The 18,243-nt window shown below is 64.1% G+C and carries 17 protein-coding genes and 2 tRNA genes; 9 read left to right on the top strand and 10 right to left on the bottom strand.

Going from position 1 to position 18,243, the window contains the following annotated elements:
• Positions 1 to 449: 449 nt before the first annotated feature.
• From GR138_RS05490 to GR138_RS05445, 10 genes are all read right to left on the bottom strand, one after another.
• Positions 450 to 525: transfer RNA gene (locus tag GR138_RS05490), tRNA-Phe, on the bottom strand.
• 174 nt (positions 526 to 699) lie between these two features.
• A complete protein-coding gene (gene yacG, locus GR138_RS05485; protein ID WP_160857616.1) occupies positions 700 to 909 on the bottom strand; it encodes a DNA gyrase inhibitor YacG in 210 nt (69 codons plus the stop codon).
• A 1-nt stretch (position 910) separates the two neighbouring features.
• Positions 911 to 1,531, bottom strand: a complete 621-nt coding sequence (locus GR138_RS05480; protein ID WP_069060069.1) for a Maf-like protein — start codon at positions 1,529 to 1,531, stop codon at positions 911 to 913.
• 79 nt (positions 1,532 to 1,610) lie between these two features.
• Positions 1,611 to 1,829 carry a translation initiation factor IF-1 gene (gene infA, locus GR138_RS05475; protein WP_069060068.1) on the bottom strand — a complete coding sequence of 73 codons (219 nt, stop codon included), beginning with the start codon at positions 1,827 to 1,829 and terminating at the stop codon, positions 1,611 to 1,613.
• Between the two features lie 145 nt (positions 1,830 to 1,974).
• Positions 1,975 to 2,436: an arsenate-mycothiol transferase ArsC gene (locus GR138_RS05470; protein WP_160857615.1), complete on the bottom strand. Its 462-nt coding sequence runs from the start codon at positions 2,434 to 2,436 to the stop codon at positions 1,975 to 1,977.
• Positions 2,437 to 2,440: 4 nt separating this feature from the next.
• The gene (locus tag GR138_RS05465) at positions 2,441 to 2,917 is read right to left on the bottom strand and encodes a UPF0262 family protein (protein ID WP_160857614.1); all 477 of its coding nucleotides are present in this window, start codon (positions 2,915 to 2,917) and stop codon (positions 2,441 to 2,443) included.
• Positions 2,918 to 2,921: 4 nt separating this feature from the next.
• On the bottom strand, positions 2,922 to 4,220 hold the full coding sequence (hisD, locus tag GR138_RS05460; RefSeq protein ID WP_160857613.1) for a histidinol dehydrogenase: 1,299 nt from the start codon (positions 4,218 to 4,220) through the stop codon (positions 2,922 to 2,924).
• Positions 4,221 to 4,267: 47 nt separating this feature from the next.
• Positions 4,268 to 4,705 carry a DUF2948 family protein gene (locus GR138_RS05455; RefSeq protein ID WP_160857612.1) on the bottom strand — a complete coding sequence of 146 codons (438 nt, stop codon included), beginning with the start codon at positions 4,703 to 4,705 and terminating at the stop codon, positions 4,268 to 4,270.
• Between the two features lie 101 nt (positions 4,706 to 4,806).
• A complete protein-coding gene (gene murA, locus GR138_RS05450; RefSeq protein WP_160857611.1) occupies positions 4,807 to 6,099 on the bottom strand; it encodes a UDP-N-acetylglucosamine 1-carboxyvinyltransferase in 1,293 nt (430 codons plus the stop codon).
• Between the two features lie 168 nt (positions 6,100 to 6,267).
• Positions 6,268 to 6,456, bottom strand: a complete 189-nt coding sequence (locus GR138_RS05445; RefSeq protein ID WP_069060062.1) for a hypothetical protein — start codon at positions 6,454 to 6,456, stop codon at positions 6,268 to 6,270.
• 145 nt (positions 6,457 to 6,601) lie between these two features.
• Here GR138_RS05445 and GR138_RS05440 point away from each other — a divergent pair.
• From GR138_RS05440 to GR138_RS05400, 9 genes are all read left to right on the top strand, one after another.
• Positions 6,602 to 6,676, top strand: a tRNA-Thr gene (locus GR138_RS05440).
• Between the two features lie 242 nt (positions 6,677 to 6,918).
• Positions 6,919 to 8,076, top strand: a complete 1,158-nt coding sequence (locus tag GR138_RS05435) for a fumarylacetoacetate hydrolase family protein (RefSeq protein ID WP_160857610.1) — start codon at positions 6,919 to 6,921, stop codon at positions 8,074 to 8,076.
• Positions 8,077 to 8,079: 3 nt separating this feature from the next.
• Complete coding sequence (locus tag GR138_RS05430) at positions 8,080 to 8,547, top strand: Lrp/AsnC family transcriptional regulator (RefSeq protein ID WP_160857609.1); 468 nt, start codon at positions 8,080 to 8,082, stop codon at positions 8,545 to 8,547.
• A gap of 162 nt (positions 8,548 to 8,709) precedes the next feature.
• Positions 8,710 to 12,171, top strand: a complete 3,462-nt coding sequence (locus GR138_RS05425) for an indolepyruvate ferredoxin oxidoreductase family protein (RefSeq protein WP_160857608.1) — start codon at positions 8,710 to 8,712, stop codon at positions 12,169 to 12,171.
• 38 nt (positions 12,172 to 12,209) lie between these two features.
• On the top strand, positions 12,210 to 13,358 hold the full coding sequence (locus GR138_RS05420; protein WP_202402551.1) for an isovaleryl-CoA dehydrogenase: 1,149 nt from the start codon (positions 12,210 to 12,212) through the stop codon (positions 13,356 to 13,358).
• Positions 13,358 to 14,965 (top strand): carboxyl transferase domain-containing protein, encoded by a 1,608-nt coding sequence (locus GR138_RS05415; protein ID WP_160857606.1) that lies wholly within the window; start codon positions 13,358 to 13,360, stop codon positions 14,963 to 14,965. Before GR138_RS05420 ends, GR138_RS05415 begins: the two co-directional genes overlap by 1 nt.
• Before the next feature lie 11 nt (positions 14,966 to 14,976).
• Entirely contained in the window at positions 14,977 to 15,360 is a 384-nt protein-coding gene (locus tag GR138_RS05410; protein ID WP_160857605.1) for a RidA family protein, read from the top strand.
• Positions 15,361 to 15,375: 15 nt separating this feature from the next.
• Positions 15,376 to 17,361 (top strand): acetyl-CoA carboxylase biotin carboxylase subunit, encoded by a 1,986-nt coding sequence (locus GR138_RS05405; protein WP_160857604.1) that lies wholly within the window; start codon positions 15,376 to 15,378, stop codon positions 17,359 to 17,361.
• Entirely contained in the window at positions 17,358 to 18,233 is an 876-nt protein-coding gene (locus tag GR138_RS05400) for a hydroxymethylglutaryl-CoA lyase (RefSeq protein ID WP_160857603.1), read from the top strand. Before GR138_RS05405 ends, GR138_RS05400 begins: the two co-directional genes overlap by 4 nt.
• The last annotated feature ends 10 nt before the right edge of the window (positions 18,234 to 18,243 follow it).

Here is an 18,243-nt window from a genome sequence, read left to right as displayed (position 1 = left end):
ACGAGGCCACAAAAACTCAAGCTGTGGATCGAGCACATTCTTTGAAGGCCGTTCTGACACAGAAATCTGGAGGGGCAAAGCTCTCTTGAGACTGAGCGACCTACTGACAACCGATTCTTCCAGATAGGGACAGTGGAACCGCGCGCAATCACATTGGTTAGTGATCCTGCGAAACAAAGCAATTCCTACTCGCCGCGCGCTTCCATTGCGCTGTAGCGGGGATAGGGGTTGCGGGCGAGGGAAAACAGCGGGACTAGAGCCGTATCACATAGAGTTCCAAGCGTTCACCGAACCCACTTATGTCGCAGAACATGTCGCACGGATTCGCCGGAACCACATGAAAACTCCTGAAAACCCAGGAGTTTCGCTTGCAACGCTGTGCGGCATGAAAATCTAGACGGCACCCTAATAAAATAAGGGCAAGCCATTGAAATTGTTTATTAAATTAATGGTGCCCGGAGGCGGATTTGAACCACCGACACGCGGATTTTCAATCCGCTGCTCTACCAACTGAGCTATCCGGGCATCTCGGTGGATTTCGCGAGGAAATCCGTGGGGCGCTTGGTTTCGCCCCGGGAGCGAGCGGGGTTATAGCATCTTGCAAAAATGTGTCCAGCCCTATGGGCGGTTTTTTGCGGGAAAAATGACGGGTCTTGCAAGCTGTGGAAAAGATTGTGTTTTTGCCGTGTGACAAAGGCGTCACATGTCGTCTTCTTTGGCCTTCGTTTCGTCATCGGCGACGGGTATGGCGTAGGAACCGGAGAGCCAGCGGTTGAGATCGACATCACGGCAGCGGGGTGAGCAGAACGGATAGTGCTCACGTGCCGAGGGGCGCTTACAGATAGGACAGGGCACGGCCTTGCGCAGCGGGGCGACCGTCGCGGCCGGGTTTTTACTGTCGTCCGCCATGTCAGGCGTCCGCCCAGCCGGCATGCACGTCAAAACCCTCGCCGGACAGCAAGGCGAGCGTCTCGTAGAGGGGCAGGCCGACGACGTTGGTGTAGGAGCCGGCCAATTTGACGACGAAGCTGCCGGCAATGCCCTGGATGGCGTATCCACCCGCCTTGCCGCGCCATTGGCCGGAGGCGAGGTAGCGTTCGATATCCGTGGTCGAGAGACGCTTGAAGCGCACCTTGGTGTCGATGACTTTCTGGCGCACGGTGCGGTCCGGCGTGATCAGGCACACGCCGGTGAAGACGCGGTGGCTGCGGCCGGAAAGAAGGTGGAGTGCGCTGGAGGCCTCGTCGATCATCTCGGTCTTCGGCAGGATGCGGCGGCCGACCGAGACGACCGTGTCGGCTGCCAGGATGTAGCTGCCGGCAAAGGCGGGGTCGCCCTTGATGGCGGCAAGGGCGGCCTGTGCCTTGCCGGTCGACAGGCGTCGTGCCAGCGAGCGGGGATGCTCGGCACGCTTCGGCGTCTCGTCGATGTCCATGGGCATCAGGCGCGTGGGCTCGATGCCCGCCTGCGCGAGCAGTTCGACGCGGCGCGGCGAGCCGGAGGCAAGGATGAGCGTGTCGGTCTGCGCCATGGGGTCTCCGGGAAAGCTCCGGGGGGGCGCCGGTCTTCGCTCTGCGGCCTCAGCCGGGCGAGGGCGCGGCCCCTCTGGCTTACTTGAAACGGTAGGTGATACGGCCCTTGGTGAGGTCGTAGGGGGTCATCTCGACCAGGACCTTGTCGCCGGCCAGAACGCGGATGCGGTTCTTGCGCATGCGGCCCGCGGTATGCGCGATGATCTCGTGCTCGTTTTCGAGCTTGACGCGGAACGTTGCGTTCGGGAGCAGTTCCGTCACGGTGCCGGGGAATTCGAGGACTTCTTCTTTTGCCATCTTGTGATGATGTTCCTGTAGGGTGGATGAGGGCGAGCCGGATGCTCGCCTCGAAAAATTTGCCGGAAACTACACAATCCCCGGTGCTTTGTGAACACCGAAGCGCCGGGTTTCTGCATTTGCCGAAAATCGGGCTTCTGGAGGTTCAGCCCGGATCTTTCAGGCGCTTCTCTATCAGAGTTTTCAGAAGTTCGCGAACGTCGCGGTAAGAATTCAGAATTTGCTCGCGCGTGCCGGTCGCAACCGTCGGATCGGGCGTCGGCCAATACATGACGTCGACCGCCATGGAGCGGGTCAATTCGAGGGCGGCGTGATGCGCCTCCGGCGCCAGCGTCACGATGAGGTCGAAGTAATCGTCCTCCAGCTCATCGAGCGACCGCGGCGCATGGCGGCCGAGCGAGAGGCCGACCTCGTCGAGCACGGCATCGACGAAGGGATCGCGTTCCCCGGGGCGCACGCCGGCGGAAGCGACATAGGTGCCGGGCAGCAGGCTGCGGGCGATCGTCTCGGCCATCGGGGAGCGCACGGCGTTCATACGGCACATGAAGAGGAGCGACCGGGGTGTCCGCGACCGTGTTTCCTGATGTGCCGGGGAAACGCCCTCCATCCGCTCACCCGCGCCAATAGAGAACGCAGACGAGCGTAAAGAGGCGGCGGGCGGTGTCGAAGTCGAACTTGATCTTGCCCGAGAGCCGGTCCACCAGCGTCTGCGAACCTTCGTTATGGATGCCGCGCCGGCCCATGTCGATCGCCTCGATCTGGCTGGGTGTCGCCGAGCGGATCGCCTGGTAATAGCTCTCGCAGATCAGGAAATAGTCCTTCACGATGCGCCGGAACGGCGTCAACGAAAGGATGTGGGTGGCGACATCCTCGCCGGCCTCGGTGCGGACGGTGAAGACCAGCTTGGAATCGAGCAGCGAAATGTTCAGGCGGTAGGGCCCACCGGCATGGCCGATCGGCTCGAAGGTGTTTTCCTCGATGAGGTCGAAGATGGCGACGGCACGCTCGTGCTCCACATCCGGCGTGGCGCGGCCGATCGTGTCGTCCAGCACCACGTCGCAGAGGCGGAAGCTGCCCTTCGTGCCCATGGCCTCATGTCTCCAGATTGAGCCGGATGGCGACGGAGCGGGCATGGGCGCCGAGCCCTTCGGCTTCGGCCAAGGTGATGGCGGCAGGGCCGAGCGCGCGCAACTGATCGGCACCGAGACGCAGGATGGAGGTGCGCTTCATATAGTCGAGCACGGAAAGGCCGGAGGAAAAGCGGGCCGAGCGTGCGGTCGGCAGCACATGGTTCGAACCACCGACATAATCGCCGATGACTTCCGGCGTGTGGCGGCCGACGAAGATCGCGCCGGCATTGCGGATCTGCGGCAGCAGCGCGTCCGGGTCGGCTGTGGCGATCTCCAGGTGCTCGGCGGCGATGCGGTTTGCCAGCGGCACGGATTTCTTCAGGTCCGGCACGAGGATGATGGCGCCGAAATCGCGCCAGCTGGCAGCGGCTGTTTCCGAGCGCTCCAGCGTCTTCAACTGCCGTTCGACGGCGGCCTCGACGGCATCGGCAAGGGCCGGGCTGTCGGTGACGAGGATCGACTGGGCGCCGGCATCGTGTTCGGCCTGCGCAAGCAGGTCGGCGGCAAGCCAGTCCGGATCGTTGTCGGCATCGGCGATGACGAGCACTTCGGAGGGGCCGGCGATCATGTCGATGCCGACGGTGCCGAAGACCTGGCGCTTGGCGGCGGCGACGAAGGCATTGCCAGGGCCGGTGATCTTGGCGACGGGCGCGATCGTCTCGGTGCCGTAGGCAAGGGCAGCGACAGCCTGCGCGCCGCCGATGCGGTAGATTTCGTCGACACCGGCAATGCGGGCAGCGGCAAGCACGGCGGGGTTGATCGCGCCTTCTTTCGCCGGCACGACCATCACGATGCGCGGCACGCCGGCGACCCTCGCTGGTACGGCGTTCATCAGCACGGAGCTCGGATAGCTTGCCGTGCCGCCCGGCACATAGAGGCCGACGGCATCGATTGCCGTCCAGCGCGAGCCGAGGCCGACGCCGATATCGTCTTCGTAAATGTCGTCCTTCGGCTTCTGGCGGGCGTGATGTTTCTCGATACGCTGTGCGGCAAGTTCGAGTGCGGCGATGATCCTGGCATCGACCGCATCGAAGGCGGCGTCGATCTCTTCCAGCGATACGCGCATGGAGGTGACGGAAAAGTCGAGGCCATCGAATTTTTTGGAGTAATCGGCGAGCGCCTTGTCGCCGCGATTGCGAACGTCGTCGATGATCGTGCGAACGATGGCATTGACGTCTTCGGAGACCTCCCGCTTGGTCGTCAGGAAGGCAGCGAACCGGCTTTCGAAATCGCTGCTCTGGTAGTCAAGTCTGATCGCCAAGTCGTCTGTCCCTGTCGTCTCCCGGCGAAAAGCGCCGGATCCATGCCTCAAACCGCCGGATGGCGGGGTTTCAGACTGGTTTCCCACGCTCCGCCGGTATCTGCAAGCTGAACTTCGACGCATTCCACATCGAGCGCGATGGACGCGTTGCCGGACAGGACAACCTCCAGCGTGCCGTCCGGCCCGTCGTCCTTCTGGGTGAAGTTCACGGCGAGCAGGGAGAGGACGGCGTCGCCGTCCTTGCGGTCGATGCCGAGCGAGCGCACCGCATTGACGCGCTTGAAGGCGACAACCGCACGGCGACGTTCGAAGGCCTTGCCGCGGCCACCCGCCTTCTCCCAGACGAAGCGATTGACGACAACCGAGAAGACGTGATGGCGGGCGTCATAGCCAAGGCCATCGGTCTTGAAGACCGCGTCCTGCAGATGGGCAGAGACGACGGAGAGATCTTCGGTGTCGAGAGCAAGCAGTTTCAGGCTGTCCATGGTGCTGTCCTTCCCGGGGATACCGCGGATATGTGGTATCCCGAATATTCGACTACGAGATAGGACGGCGCGCGGCGGACTGCAACCGCCGCGCGGGTCGATCAGTCGCTGACGCGCTCGACGATGGCGCCGCAACGGGTGAGTTTTTCCTCCAGCCGCTCGAAACCGCGGTCGAGGTGGTAGACGCGTGACACCATCGTCTCGCCCTCGGCAGCAAGGCCGGCGATGACGAGGGAGACGGAGGCGCGCAGGTCCGTCGCCATGACCGGGGCGCCGCGCAGCCGCTCGACACCTTCGATCTTGGCCGTCTGGCCGGACAGCGAGATCTTCGCGCCGAGGCGGGCAAGCTCCTGCACGTGCATGAAACGGTTTTCGAAGATCGTCTCGGTGATGTGCGAAATGCCGCTCGACTTGGTCATCAGGCCCATGAACTGTGCCTGCAGGTCGGTCGGGAAGCCGGGGAAGGGATCCGTCACCACGTCGACCGGCTTGATGCCGCCACCATTGCGTACGATGCGCAGGCCGCTCTCCGTGGAGGTGATCTCCGCGCCGGAGCGACGGATCGCCTCAAGCGCGGTGTCGAGGAGGGAGGCGTCGGTGCCTTCCAGCACGACATCGCCACCAGTCATGGCGACCGCCATGGCATAAGTGCCGGTCTCGATGCGGTCCGGCAGGACGCGGTGGCGCGCGCCGGAGAGCTGGTCGACGCCTTCAATGGTGATCGTCGCGGTGCCGGCACCGGTGATCCTCGCGCCCATGGCGTTCAGGCACTTGGCAAGGTCCTGCACTTCCGGCTCGCGGGCGGCGTTGCCGATCACCGTCGTGCCGCGGGCGAGCGTTGCCGCCATCATGAGAACATGCGTGGCGCCGACGGAAACCTTCGGGAAGGTATAACGCGCGCCGATCAGGCCGCCCTTCGGCGCCGTCGCCTCGATATAGCCGCCGTCGATCTCGATGTTCGCGCCAAGGGCCGCAAGCGCCTCGATGAACAGGTCGACCGGACGCGTTCCGATGGCGCAGCCGCCCGGCAGCGAGACACGGGCCTTGCCTTCGCGGGCGAGCAGCGGGCCGATGACCCAGAACGAAGCGCGCATCTTCGAGACCAGCTCGTAGGGCGCGGTGGTGTCGACAATATTGCGCGAGGTGAAATTGACCGTGCGGGAATAGCCTTCACCCTGACGCTCACGACGGCCGTTGACGGAAATGTCGGCGCCGTGGTTGCCGAGGATGCGGATGAGCTGCTCGACATCGGCGAGATGCGGTACGTTTTCCAGCGTCAGCGTGTCGTCCGTCAGAAGAGACGCGATCATCAGCGGCAGCGCAGCGTTCTTGGCGCCGGAAATCGGGATCGTGCCCCGCAGTTCGTTGCCGCCTACAATTCGGATACGATCCATGTGCGATTACGGGCCGGGCCCGCCTTTCTCAAAGAATATCGGCTTTCGGAGATGGCGGCTCTTTAGAACATCGCGAGCGAAAAATGAAGAGCATGCCCGCCGCCCGTTTTTTCCGCGCGCCCGGTTCGCAAACCACCCCCTTGGCCTTCATGGCGAAGACAAGCCTGACTAACCGTCCGATTCGTCTTTTTTTGCGGCAGGCAGTCCGGTCGTTTCATCCGCCGCGCCGGAGCGCCGGGCGCGTGCCTGCTGCTTTCGGCGCTGGAGATTGTCGCGCAGCGTCTTTGCCAGCCGCTCCGCACGGATCTCCGCCTCGGTCCTGATCTTCCTGGTTTTCGTCTCTTCCTTGTCGGTCATGCATACTCTCTGAATGAATCCGACCCCGTATAAAAGTGGCTTCGCATCACATTTGTTGCGCCAATCGCGAAATCGCCGCTTGCACTGCCGGGTGAGCTATGGCAATAGGCCCTCGCTTACGCGAAATAGCCTTGTTTCGCCGGACGCTGCTATAGCTCAGGGGTAGAGCACTCCCTTGGTAAGGGAGAGGCCGAGAGTTCAAATCTCTCTAGCAGCACCATTTTTCTCTGATTTTTCTATTCTCCGCGGTGTTCTTATCAATGGCGTGACGAGTGTCTTCGTCGCCAGCGGCGTCGTGCTGTTCCTTGCCGCTCGCACTATCGTCTCGGCCGTACGCACCCGGCCAGCATGACGCGTGACGGCGGCATTGATGGACCATCGTCTCTTCTCTCGCCTCGTCCCTATTCGCCGCCGCCTTTTTCAGTCTAGAACTCCAGACGAGAAATTCGGGAGGAATGGCGCGTGACGCTGACGGCAGGAGATTTTTCGCGGGGAACCTTTGTCGGGCGCATCTGGCGCCCGGATGTGGAGGGCCCGGCGCTTGTGGTTCTTAGGGATGGCGCGCTTTTCGACATCACCTCCACAGACCTTCCCACCATGCGCGATCTGCTGGAACGGGACGATCCGACGGCCGTTGCCCGCGCGGCGCCGGCAGAATCCCTTGGTACACTCGATGGAGTGCTCGGAGCTTTCGTCGAGGGCGCGGGTGATTTCTCCCGGCTTCATCTTCTCGCCCCCTGCGATCTTCAGGCGGTAAAAGCCTGTGGCGTCACCTTCGCGCGCTCGATGGTCGAGCGGGTGATCGAGGAGAAGGCGGCGGGTAATCCGGCTTTGGCGGAGAAGGTGCGCGGCCGCGTCACCGCGATCATCGGCGACAGTCTGCGCGACCTGAAGGCGGGCTCGGAAGCCGCGGCCAAGGTCAAGGCGGCGCTGATCGAGGAGGGTGTCTGGTCGCAATATCTCGAAGTCGGCATCGGGCCGGACGCAGAGGTCTTCACCAAGGCGCCGGTGCTGGCCTCGGTCGGCTGGGGGGCTTCGGTCGGTCTGCATCCGATTTCCAAGTGGAACAACCCGGAGCCGGAAATCGTGCTCGCCGTGGACAGCAAGGGCCGCGTCAAGGGCGCGACACTCGGCAATGATGTGAACCTGCGCGATGTCGAGGGCCGCTCGGCATTGCTTCTCGGCAAGGCGAAGGACAACAATGCTTCGTCCGCCATCGGCCCCTTCATCCGCCTGTTCGACGAAACCTATTCGATCGACGATGTGCGCAAGGCCGATCTCGACCTGTCGATCGAAGGCGAGGACGGCTTCGTGTTGAAGGGCCGCAGCACGATGCGCGAGATCAGCCGCGACCCGCTCGACCTCGTCGCCCAGACGATCGGCAAACATCATCAATATCCAGACGGCTTCATGCTGTTCATGGGCACGCTCTTCGCGCCGGTCGAAGACCGCGACGCGCCGGGGCAGGGGTTTACCCACAAGGTCGGCGACCGGGTGACGATCTCGAATGCCGAGCTTGGTGCGCTGGTCAACACAGTCCGCCTCTCCACCGAATGCCCGCCCTGGACGTTCGGCATGGCCGCGCTGATGCGTAACCTCGCCTCCCGCGGGCTGCTCTAGGTCATGGCCGAGGGCGCGATAGACGAGACGAGCCGCAAGATCCTGCGGCTGTTGCAGAGCGAACCGGATTTGACGGTCGCCGAAATCGGTGCGCGGGTAGGGCTCAGCCACACGCCGTGCTGGCGGCGTATCAAGGAGATGGAGCGGCTCGGCATCATCCGCGGCCGCATCGTCGCGGTCGATCCGAAGCTCATCGGTTTCGATGTCTCGGTCTTCTGCTTCGTGCGGTTGAAACAGCACGATGAAGCGACCCTTCTCGAATTCGAGAAGGCGGTGAAGAACATGCCGGACGTCGTGCAGTGCTACTCGATGACCGGCGAGCATGACTATGTGCTGCGTGTCCTGACGAGCAGCGTGCGGCAGTACGAGGAGATATTGAAGAAGGCCTTGCTGCGCTTGCCGGGCGTCGGTTTCGTCAATTCGAGCTTCGCTCTCGATGAGCTGAAGAACACGCACCGCGTGCCAATCTAGGCCCACTAGGATGGCTTTGCGTTCGCAGGCCCAATTTGCGGACGCCATCCCTAAATCGTGATGCTGCAACGAGAAAATAAGGACCCGCTCCTCCCAATCCAGGCGTAGGCTCCTAGATATGGAGGATGGCTTTCGTGGAGGAGGGCCATCGAGGAGGAAGTCATGCTCAAGCAGAGCTTTTCTCTCGAGGACAAGTATACGGCGGAGGAGGGAAGGGTCTTCCTTTCCGGCATCCAGGCACTCGTGCGCCTGCCCATCGTTCAGATGCGGCGCGACCGTGCCGCGAGGCTGAACACCGCTGCATTCATCTCGGGTTATCGTGGGTCGCCGCTCGGCAACTACGACCAGCAGCTGGCGAAAGCCGGCAAACATCTGGCGGCGCACGACATCGTGTTCCGGCCGGGCGTCAACGAGGATCTGGCCGCCGCCGCCGTCTGGGGCACGCAGCAGCTTCACCTCTCGCCGGGCGCCCGCAAAGATGGCGTCGCCGGTTATTGGTACGGCAAGGGTCCGGGCGTCGATCGCTGCGGCGACGTCTTCAAACATGCCAATGCTGCCGGCACCTCGAAGCAGGGCGGCGTGCTCTGTTTTGCGGGCGACGATCACTCGGCAAAGTCGTCGTCCATTCCGCACCAGTCCGATCACGCCTTCATGTCGGCTTTGATGCCGGTGCTCTATCCGTCATCGATCCATGAATTCGTCGAATATGGCCTGCTCGGCACCGCCATGTCGCGTTATTCCGGCTGTTGGGTCGGCATGAAGTTCATCTCCGACACGGTCGAGACGACGGCCTCCGTTGATCTCGCCGGTGAGCGCCGCCAGTTCGTCCTGCCCGAGAATTTCGAGTTGCCTTCGGGCGGCCTCAGCCTGCGCTGGCCGGATCCTCCGCTGCCGCAGGATGAACGGCTGCAGACATATAAGGGCTATGCTGCCATCGCCTTTGCCCGCGCCAACAAGGTGGATGAGGTCACGCATGACGTGCCGCGCGCCCGCTTCGGCATCATTGCGTCCGGCAAGGCTTATGAGGATGTGCTTCAGGCCTTGAAGGAGCTTTCCCTCGGTCCGGCGGAAATGGCCGAGATCGGCATGCGCATCTACAAGGTCCGCATGCCCTGGCCGCTGGAGCCGGAGGGCGTGCGCGAATTTTCGCAGGGCCTGGAAGAGGTGCTTGTGGTGGAAGAGCGCCGCGAGATCATCGAAAACCAGATCAAGCAGCAACTGTTCAACTGGCATCATGGCGAACGGCCGCGCATCATCGGCAAGTTCGACCATGAGGACAACCCGTTCCTGCCCCTGTCGCAGGCGTTGACCGTCGGCGTGGTCGCCCGTGCCATCGCCGCCCGGCTGCTGCACCTGGAGTTCGATGCCGGCCTGAAGAGGGTGATCGCCGACGAGCTCGCCTACCTGCTGGAGCGCGAAAAGATCCGCAAGGCGCATGCGGCGCCCATCGAGCGCGTGCCGTATTTCTGCTCTGGCTGTCCGCACAACACCTCCACCAAGGTGCCGGAGGGAAGCCGTGCTGCGGCCGGCATCGGCTGCCACTACATGGTGCAGTGGATGGATCGTGAGACGACGACCTTCACCCATATGGGCGCCGAGGGTGTGCCGTGGTCCGGCATCGCGCCGTTTACCGATGAAAAGCACATGTTCGTCAATCTCGGTGACGGCACCTATTACCATTCCGGCATCCTGGCGATCCGCCAGTCGGTCGCGGCGGGCGTCAACATCACCTACAAGCTGCTCTACAACGACGCGGTCGCCATGACCGGCGGGCAGGTTGTCGATGGGCCGCTCAGCCCCGAGGCGGTGACGCGTCAGTTGCACGATGAGGGTGTCGCACCGATCTACCTGGTGTCCGACCATCCCGAAGCCTATTCGCCGTCCATGCTGGCACCCGGTGTCATCGTGCACCATCGTGACGAGATGGACCGGGTGATGCGCGACATACGGGAGGCCCCCGGCTGTTCGGCCATCGTCTATGTGCAGACCTGCGCCGCCGAAAAGCGTCGCCGCCGTTCGCGCGGCCTGATGGAGGATCCGCCGGTCCGTCTGATGATCAATCCGGCGGTCTGCGAAGGCTGTGGCGACTGTTCCACCCAGTCGAACTGTGTCTCCGTCGAGCCGCTCGATACGGAACTCGGCCGCAAGCGCAAGATCAACCAATCGACCTGCAACAAGGACTATTCCTGTCTCAAGGGGTTTTGCCCCTCCTTCGTGACGGTGGAGGGCGGGCGGCTGCGCAAGACGGCACGCTCGAACCCGGATCTGGCCGGCATTCCCGAGCCCGAGATCGTCCAGATCGGTGACCGATCCTACAATGTCGCCATCGCCGGCATCGGCGGCACGGGCATCCTCACGATCAGCGCGATCCTCGGCATGGCCGCCCATCTCGATGGCAAGTCGCCGATGATCCTCGACATGGCGGGCCTCGCCCAGAAGGGTGGCGCCGTGATGAGCCACCTGCGCATCGGCCTCAAGGATCAGGACGTTTCCTCGCCGCGCATCATTACCGGCGGCGCGGACCTGCTGATCGCCGCCGACGATGTGGTGGCCTCCTCCAAGGATGCCGTCACGCTCTGCGACCACCACCGCACGACGGGCGTGATCAACACCAGGCTGACCCCGGTCGCCGACTTCGTGCGCAAGCGCGACTTCGACTTTCGCCGCCGTGATGTCGAGGACACGGTGCGGGCCGCATTGCGGGCGCCGTCGCACCTGCTCGATTTCACCACGGTCGCCGAAAAGGTCGCCGGCAATGCGATGGCGACGAACATCCTGATGACCGGCTTCGCCTGGCAGAAGGGGTTGATCCCGCTCACTCGCCAGGCGATCGAACAGGCGATCGTGCTGAACGGTGTCGCCGTCGACGCCACGCTTTCCGCCTTTGGCTGGGGCCGGCTGATTGCGGCCGATCCGGCCCGTGCCGAGCGCCTGCTGGAGCCGGGCAAGCGGACCGCGACGCTGGAGACCATGGCGACGGAAGATCTCGTCAGCCATCGCATGACGCATCTGACGGCCTACCAGAATTCCGCCCTCGCCAACCGCTACAAGGCGCTGGTGGACCGCGTAAGGGAAGCCGAAAAGGCGGTTGTCCCGGACGACCGGCTGACACGCGCCGTCGCGCATGTCTACGCCCAGCTCCTTGCCTACAAGGACGAATACGAGGTGGCGCGGCTCTTCACCGATCCGGCGTTCAAGGCGGGGCTCGCGCAGCAGTTCGAGGGCAACTACCGCATCGCCTTCAACCTCGCGCCGCCGTTCCTCAAGGGTGACGATGCGAACGGCCGGCCGCGCAAGCGCCGCTTCGGGCCGTGGATGCTGCCGGCCTTCGGTGTGCTCGCAAGGCTCAAGGGCCTGCGCGGCACGGCTTTAGACCCGTTCGGCCGCACCGTAGAGCGTCGCATGGAGCGCCAGCTCATCACCGATTACGCGGCTTTGGTCGAGCATGTGGTCGAAAACCTCTGTCGCGAAAACCTCGACGCGGCCGTTGCGCTTGCCTCGCTTTACGGCGAGATTCGCGGCTATGGGCCGGTCAAGGAGGAAGCCGCGCAGCGGGTGAAGGCGCGTGAAGCGGAAATGCGTGTGGCCTTCGATCGGACAGAACGACAGAAGACGGCCGCCTGAGGCGGCGACAGGGGAGGATGGACATGTACGACGCTGGCATGAGCTTCGGGCTCGGGGAAGACATCGAGGCGCTGCGCGAAAGCGTGCGACGGTTTGCGACGGATCGCATCGCGCCGCAGGCGGCTGAGATCGACCGCACGAACAATTTCCCCATGCCGCTCTGGCGGGAGTTGGGCGATCTCGGCCTGCTTGGCATTACCGCGCCGGAATCCTATGGCGGTTCCAGCATGGGCTATCTCGCCCATTGCGTGGCGATGGAGGAGATCAGCCGGGCCTCGGCGTCGGTGGGCTTGAGCTACGGCGCCCATTCCAACCTCTGCGTCAACCAGATCATCCGCAACGCCACGCCCGAACAGCGCCAGAAGTACCTGCCGAAGCTGATCTCCGGCGAACATGTCGGCGCGCTCGCCATGTCCGAACCGGGTGCGGGCTCCGACGTCGTCTCGATGAAGCTGCGCGCTGAAAAACGCGGCGACCGCTATGTGCTGAACGGCAACAAGATGTGGATCACCAACGGGCCGGATGCTGACGTGCTTGTGGTCTATGCCAAGACCGATCCTGAAGCCGGTTCGCGCGGCATCACCGCCTTCCTGATCGAAAAGGGTTTTGCCGGCTTCTCGACCGCCCAGAAACTCGACAAGCTCGGCATGCGTGGTTCCAACACCTGCGAACTGGTTTTCGAGAATTGCGAGGTGCCGGAGGAGAACGTGATGGGCACGGTCGGGCGCGGCGTCAACGTGCTGATGTCCGGCCTCGATTATGAGCGCGTCGTGCTGTCCGGGGGCCCGCTTGGCATTATGGCCGCCTGCCTCGACGTGGTGGTTCCCTACATCCACGAGCGCAAGCAGTTCGGCCAGTCGATCGGCGAGTTCCAGCTGATGCAGGGCAAGGTCGCCGACATGTATGTCGCGCTCAATGCCTGCCGCGCCTATGTCTACGCCGTCGCGAGCGCCTGCGACCGCGGCGAAACGACCCGCAAGGACGCCGCCGGCTGCATACTCTATTCCGCCGAGATGGCGACGAAACTGGCGCTGGAAGCCATCCAGTCGCTGGGCGGCAACGGCTATATCAACGACTACCCGACCGGCCGGCTGTTGCGCGACGCCAAGCTCTACGAGATCGGCGCCGGCACGTCTGAAATCCGCCGCATGCTGATCGGCCGCGAAATCTTTCAGGAGACGCTTTGATGCCGGTCATCCCCTCGGCCGTGAACACCCGCAGCGAGACCTTTGCGACAAACCGCAAGGCGATGCTCGATGCGCTGAGGCTTGTGGAAGAGGCCGCCGGCGCGGCCATGGATGGCGGCGGGGCGAAAGCGCGCGAGCGCCATGTCGCGCGGGGAAAGCTATTGCCGCGTGACCGCGTCGCGCAATTGCTCGATCCCGGTTCGCCCTTCCTCGAAATCGGCCTCACCGCCGGCCACGGCCTCTATGACGGCGCCTCGCCCTCGGGTGGCATGATCGCCGGCATCGGCCGGGTTTCCGGCCGCGAATGCATGATCGTCTGCAACGACGCCACCGTAAAGGGTGGCACTTACTATCCCATCACCGTGAAGAAGCACCTGCGCGCGCAGGAAATTGCCGCGGAGAACCGGCTGCCCTGCATCTATCTCGTCGATTCCGGCGGTGCCAACCTGCCGAACCAGGACGAGGTTTTTCCCGACCGCGATCATTTCGGCCGCATCTTCTATAACCAGGCGCAGATGTCCGCCGCCGGCATTCCGCAGGTCGCTGTCGTGATGGGAAGTTGCACGGCGGGCGGCGCCTACGTTCCGGCGATGAGCGACGAGACGGTCATCGTCGAGAACCAGGGCACGATCTTCCTCGCCGGCCCGCCGCTGGTGAAGGCCGCGACGGGCGAGGTGGTGACGGCCGAAGACCTCGGCGGCGGCGATGTGCACACCCGCCTTTCCGGCGTTGCCGACCATCTTGCGCGCGATGATCGGCATGCCTTGTCGATTGCCCGGCAGATCGCTGCGAACCTCAATACGCGTAAGCGGGAAATGACGAAAAACGGCGATGGCGACGCGCCGCTCTACGACCCGGAAGAACTGCTCGGCATCGTGCCGGCCGATACGCGCACGCCCTATGATGTGCGCGAGGTCATTGCCCGCGTGGTGGACGGCTCCCGTTTCGACGAGTTCAAGGCCCGCTTCGGCACCACGCTCGTCTGCGGTTTCGCCGCGCTGCACGGCCTGCCCGTCGGCATCATCGCCAACAATGGCGTGCTGTTTTCCGAAGCCGCGCTGAAGGGCGCGCATTTCATAGAGCTCTGCGCCCAGCGCGGCATTCCGCTGGTCTTCCTGCAAAACATCACCGGCTTCATGGTCGGCCGCAAATATGAGGCGGAAGGCATCGCCAAGAATGGTGCCAAGCTCGTCACGGCGGTCGCGACCGCAAATGTGCCGAAGCTCACCGTGCTGATCGGCGGTTCCTATGGTGCCGGCAACTACGGCATGTGCGGCCGCGCCTACTCGCCGCGTTTCCTCTGGACCTGGCCGAACAGCCGTATCGCCGTGATGGGCGGCGAGCAGGCGGCCGGCGTGCTGGCGACCGTCAAGCGCGAGGGCATCGAGCGCACCGGCGGCCGTTGGAGCAGCGAGGAGGAGGCCGCGTTCAAGCAGCCGACCATCGATATGTTCGCCCGCCAGAGCCACCCGCTCTATGCCTCGGCCCGGCTCTGGGACGACGGCATCGTCGATCCGCGCAAGACACGCGATGTGCTGGCGCTCTCGCTCTCGGCGGCGCTCAACGCGCCGATCGAGCCCACCCGTTTCGGCATTTTCCGGATGTAGAGGAGGAAGTCATGAAGCGCGAAACCATCAATGCCAAGAACGCTCCCACCCCGCGGGGCGGCTATTCGCAGGCCGTGAAGATCGAGGATTTCAAGACGCTGCTGTTTATCAGCGGCCAGATTCCCGTCTCCGACGACGACAAGGTGCCCGAGGGCTTCGAGGACCAGGCGCGGCTCGTCTGGCGCAACATCGATGCCCAGTTGAAGGTCGCCGGCATGTCGAAGGCCGATCTCGTCAAGGTCACGACCTTTCTCGCCGACCGGCATCACACGCTGGCCAATCGCGAAATCCGCAGCGAATACCTTGGCGGCGTCGCGCCGGCTATGAGCGTCGTCATCGCCTCGATCTTCGACGAAAAATGGCTGCTCGAAGTCGAAGCGATCGCCGCACAATAGAAAGCCGAAGCGCGCATGTTCAGGAAAATCCTCATCGCCAATCGCGGCGAAATCGCCTGCCGCGTCATCCGCACCGCCAGGCGTTTGGGCGTCGCGACGGTCGCTGTCTATTCCGATGCCGACCGGGATGCGCTGCATGTCGAAATGGCCGACGAAGCCATCCGCATCGGCCCGGCGGAGGCGGCGAAGAGCTACCTGAACATCGCGGCCATCCTCGACGCGGCGAAAGCGAGCGGGGCGGAGGCGGTGCATCCCGGTTACGGCTTCCTGTCGGAAAACCCCGCTTTCGTCGAGGCGGTGGAAGCCGCCGGCCTCGTCTTCATCGGCCCTTCGGCGAATGCCATCCGCGCCATGGGCCTGAAGGATGCCGCAAAGGCGCTGATGGAAAAGGCCGGCGTGCCCGTGGTGCCAGGCTATCACGGCGAGAAACAGGATGCCGCCTTCCTTGCCGGCGAGGCGGACACCATCGGCTATCCCGTGCTGATCAAGGCGCGCGCCGGCGGTGGCGGCAAGGGTATGCGGCGGGTGGAGCGGCCTGCCGATTTTGGCGCCGCACTGGAAAGTGCCCGCCGCGAGGCCGAAAGCGCCTTCGGCGATGGCCGCGTGCTCGTCGAAAAATACATGGCCAAGCCCCGCCATATCGAAGTGCAGGTCTTTGGCGACAAACACGGCAATGTCGTGCACCTCTTCGAACGCGACTGCTCGCTGCAGCGCCGGCACCAGAAGGTCATCGAAGAGGCGCCCGCACCCGGCATGACGGCGGAAATGCGCGCGGCAATGGGAGCGGCTGCGGTGCGCGCAGCGGCGGCGATCGGCTATAGCGGTGCCGGTACGGTCGAGTTCATTGCCGATGTTTCGGAAGGCTTGCGGCAGGATCGCTTCCACTTCATGGAAATGAACACGCGCCTGCAGGTCGAGCATCCGGTGACGGAGGCGATCACCGGCCTCGACCTCGTCGAATGGCAGTTGCGCGTCGCTGCTGGCGAACCCTTGCCGAAGCGACAGGAGGAGCTTGCCATCAATGGCTGGGCCTTCGAGGCGCGGCTCTATGCGGAAAACCCGGCGCGCAATTTCCTGCCCGCGACCGGCCGCCTCTCGGTTTTCGACCTGCCGGATGGCGCCCGCATCGATTCCGGCGTGCGGGCCGGAGATCTCATCACGCCCTTTTATGACCCGATGATCGCCAAGGTCATCACGCAGGGCAGCACCCGCGCGGAAGCTCTGGCGAAGCTGGAAACGGCACTGGAACAATGCCGCGTTGGTGGCGTGACGACCAATGCCGGCTTCCTTGCCCGCCTCTGCCGGCTGCCCGCTTTTGCCGCCGGTGATGTCGATACCGGGGTGATCGGCCGGGCGGGTGAAACATTGCTGGCCGAACCCGATGCGCCGGAGGAGGCCTTTGCACTGGCGGCCCTGTCGGCGCTCGGCTTTCTCGGCGCGCCGGCCGATGCGGATCCGTGGGGCGAGATCCGCAGCTTCCGCCTGTGGGGTGAAGCTGCACAGACGGTTTTTCTGGATCACGGCGGCGCGGAGCATGCCCTGCGCGTCACGACGCTCGGCCAGGATCGCTTCCGCATCGAACGCGATGGCCTGGCAACGGATATCCGTCTTTGCGTTTCGAACGGCCGTTCCCTGCAGGTGGACCTCGATGGCCATGTTCTGCCGGCAATGGTGCACAGCGAGCGTGCCGACATCGTCGTCTTCTTCGCCGGCCACAGCCATGCCTTCGCCCGTGCCGAACAGGCAAGCCACCATGGCGAGGCGGCGGCCGGCGGCGACCGCCTCTCGGCGCCGATGCCTGGCCTGGTGCGCATCGTCTCGGTGGAACCGGGGGCGCACGTGGCAAAAGGCGATCCGCTCGTCACCATGGAGGCGATGAAGATGGAACTGGTGCTGGCCGCACCGCGTGATGGCGTGGTGGCCGCGGTGCCGGTCGCGGTGGGCGACCAGGTGGCCGAGGGCGCGCTTCTGCTCGCGCTGGAGCCGGAGGAGGCCGCATGAGCCGGCGCATCGAAATCGTCGAGATGGCGGCCCGCGACGGCTTGCAGAACGAGAAGGCGATCATCCCGTCTGCCGACAAGATCGCGCTGATCGACCTGCTGTCCGATTGCGGTTTCGCTCGCATCGAGGCGACGAGTTTCGTCAGCCCCAAATGGGTGCCGCAGCTTGCCGATGGCGCAGAGGTCATGGCCGGCATCAAGCGCCGGTCCGGCATTTCCTATGCGGCTTTGGTGCCCAACATGAAGGGGTACGAGGCGGCGAAGGCGGCAGGAGTCGATGAGGTCGCGGTCTTCCTGTCTGCGTCGGAAGGGTTTTCGCGCGCCAATCTCAACTGTTCGATTGCCGAAAGCATCGAACGCGCGCGGCCGGTCGCAGAGGCCGCGAAGGCGGACGGCATTCCGCTGCGCGGCTATGTCAGCTGCGTCGTGCAATGCCCCTATGATGGTCCGGTCGAACCCCGCGCGGTGGCGGCGGTGACGGAACAATTGCTGCGCCTCGGCTGCCATGAGGTAAGCCTTGGCGACACGATCGGCCGCGCCCGCCCCGGCGAGGTCGCGGTCATGCTGGATGGCGTGCTTGCCGTCGCCGCCCCGGAAGATCTTGCCGGCCATTTCCACGATACGGGCGGTTTGGCGCTCGACAATATCCGCGTTGCGCTCGATCATGGGCTGTCCGTCTTCGATGCCTCGGTCGGCGGGCTTGGCGGTTGCCCCTATGCGCCCGGTGCCCGCGGCAATGTGGATACGCTCGCCGTCGCTGACATGCTGGCGGCGGAAGGCTATGAGACAGGGCTCGACCGGGCGAAGCTGACGGCGGCCGCGGCCTTTGCGCGGCAGATCACCGGCAAGGGCGAGCACCGGAAAAGTGGCTAGCGGTTTGCGT

It is taken from the genome of Shinella kummerowiae (assembly GCF_009827055.1).
GTDB classification, from domain to species: domain Bacteria; phylum Pseudomonadota; class Alphaproteobacteria; order Rhizobiales; family Rhizobiaceae; genus Shinella; species Shinella kummerowiae.
Note: the sequence above shows the minus strand (reverse complement) of the source record. Positions and strands in the feature narration are given on the sequence as shown.

Coding starts and splice junctions, on each gene's coding strand:
- GR138_RS05445 (WP_069060062.1), bottom strand. CDS start 6,456: ATGACCGACAAGGAAGAGACGAAAACCAGGAAGATCAGGACCGAGGCG.
- infA (WP_069060068.1), bottom strand. CDS start 1,829: ATGGCAAAAGAAGAAGTCCTCGAATTCCCCGGCACCGTGACGGAACTG.
- GR138_RS05420 (WP_202402551.1), top strand. CDS start 12,210: ATGAGCTTCGGGCTCGGGGAAGACATCGAGGCGCTGCGCGAAAGCGTG.
- murA (WP_160857611.1), bottom strand. CDS start 6,099: ATGGATCGTATCCGAATTGTAGGCGGCAACGAACTGCGGGGCACGATC.
- GR138_RS05455 (WP_160857612.1), bottom strand. CDS start 4,705: ATGGACAGCCTGAAACTGCTTGCTCTCGACACCGAAGATCTCTCCGTC.
- GR138_RS05480 (WP_069060069.1), bottom strand. CDS start 1,531: ATGGCGCAGACCGACACGCTCATCCTTGCCTCCGGCTCGCCGCGCCGC.
- GR138_RS05465 (WP_160857614.1), bottom strand. CDS start 2,917: ATGGGCACGAAGGGCAGCTTCCGCCTCTGCGACGTGGTGCTGGACGAC.
- GR138_RS05430 (WP_160857609.1), top strand. CDS start 8,080: ATGGCCGAGGGCGCGATAGACGAGACGAGCCGCAAGATCCTGCGGCTG.
- yacG (WP_160857616.1), bottom strand. CDS start 909: ATGGCGGACGACAGTAAAAACCCGGCCGCGACGGTCGCCCCGCTGCGC.
- GR138_RS05410 (WP_160857605.1), top strand. CDS start 14,977: ATGAAGCGCGAAACCATCAATGCCAAGAACGCTCCCACCCCGCGGGGC.
- GR138_RS05415 (WP_160857606.1), top strand. CDS start 13,358: ATGCCGGTCATCCCCTCGGCCGTGAACACCCGCAGCGAGACCTTTGCG.
- GR138_RS05470 (WP_160857615.1), bottom strand. CDS start 2,436: ATGGAGGGCGTTTCCCCGGCACATCAGGAAACACGGTCGCGGACACCC.
- GR138_RS05405 (WP_160857604.1), top strand. CDS start 15,376: ATGTTCAGGAAAATCCTCATCGCCAATCGCGGCGAAATCGCCTGCCGC.
- GR138_RS05400 (WP_160857603.1), top strand. CDS start 17,358: ATGAGCCGGCGCATCGAAATCGTCGAGATGGCGGCCCGCGACGGCTTG.
- GR138_RS05425 (WP_160857608.1), top strand. CDS start 8,710: ATGCTCAAGCAGAGCTTTTCTCTCGAGGACAAGTATACGGCGGAGGAG.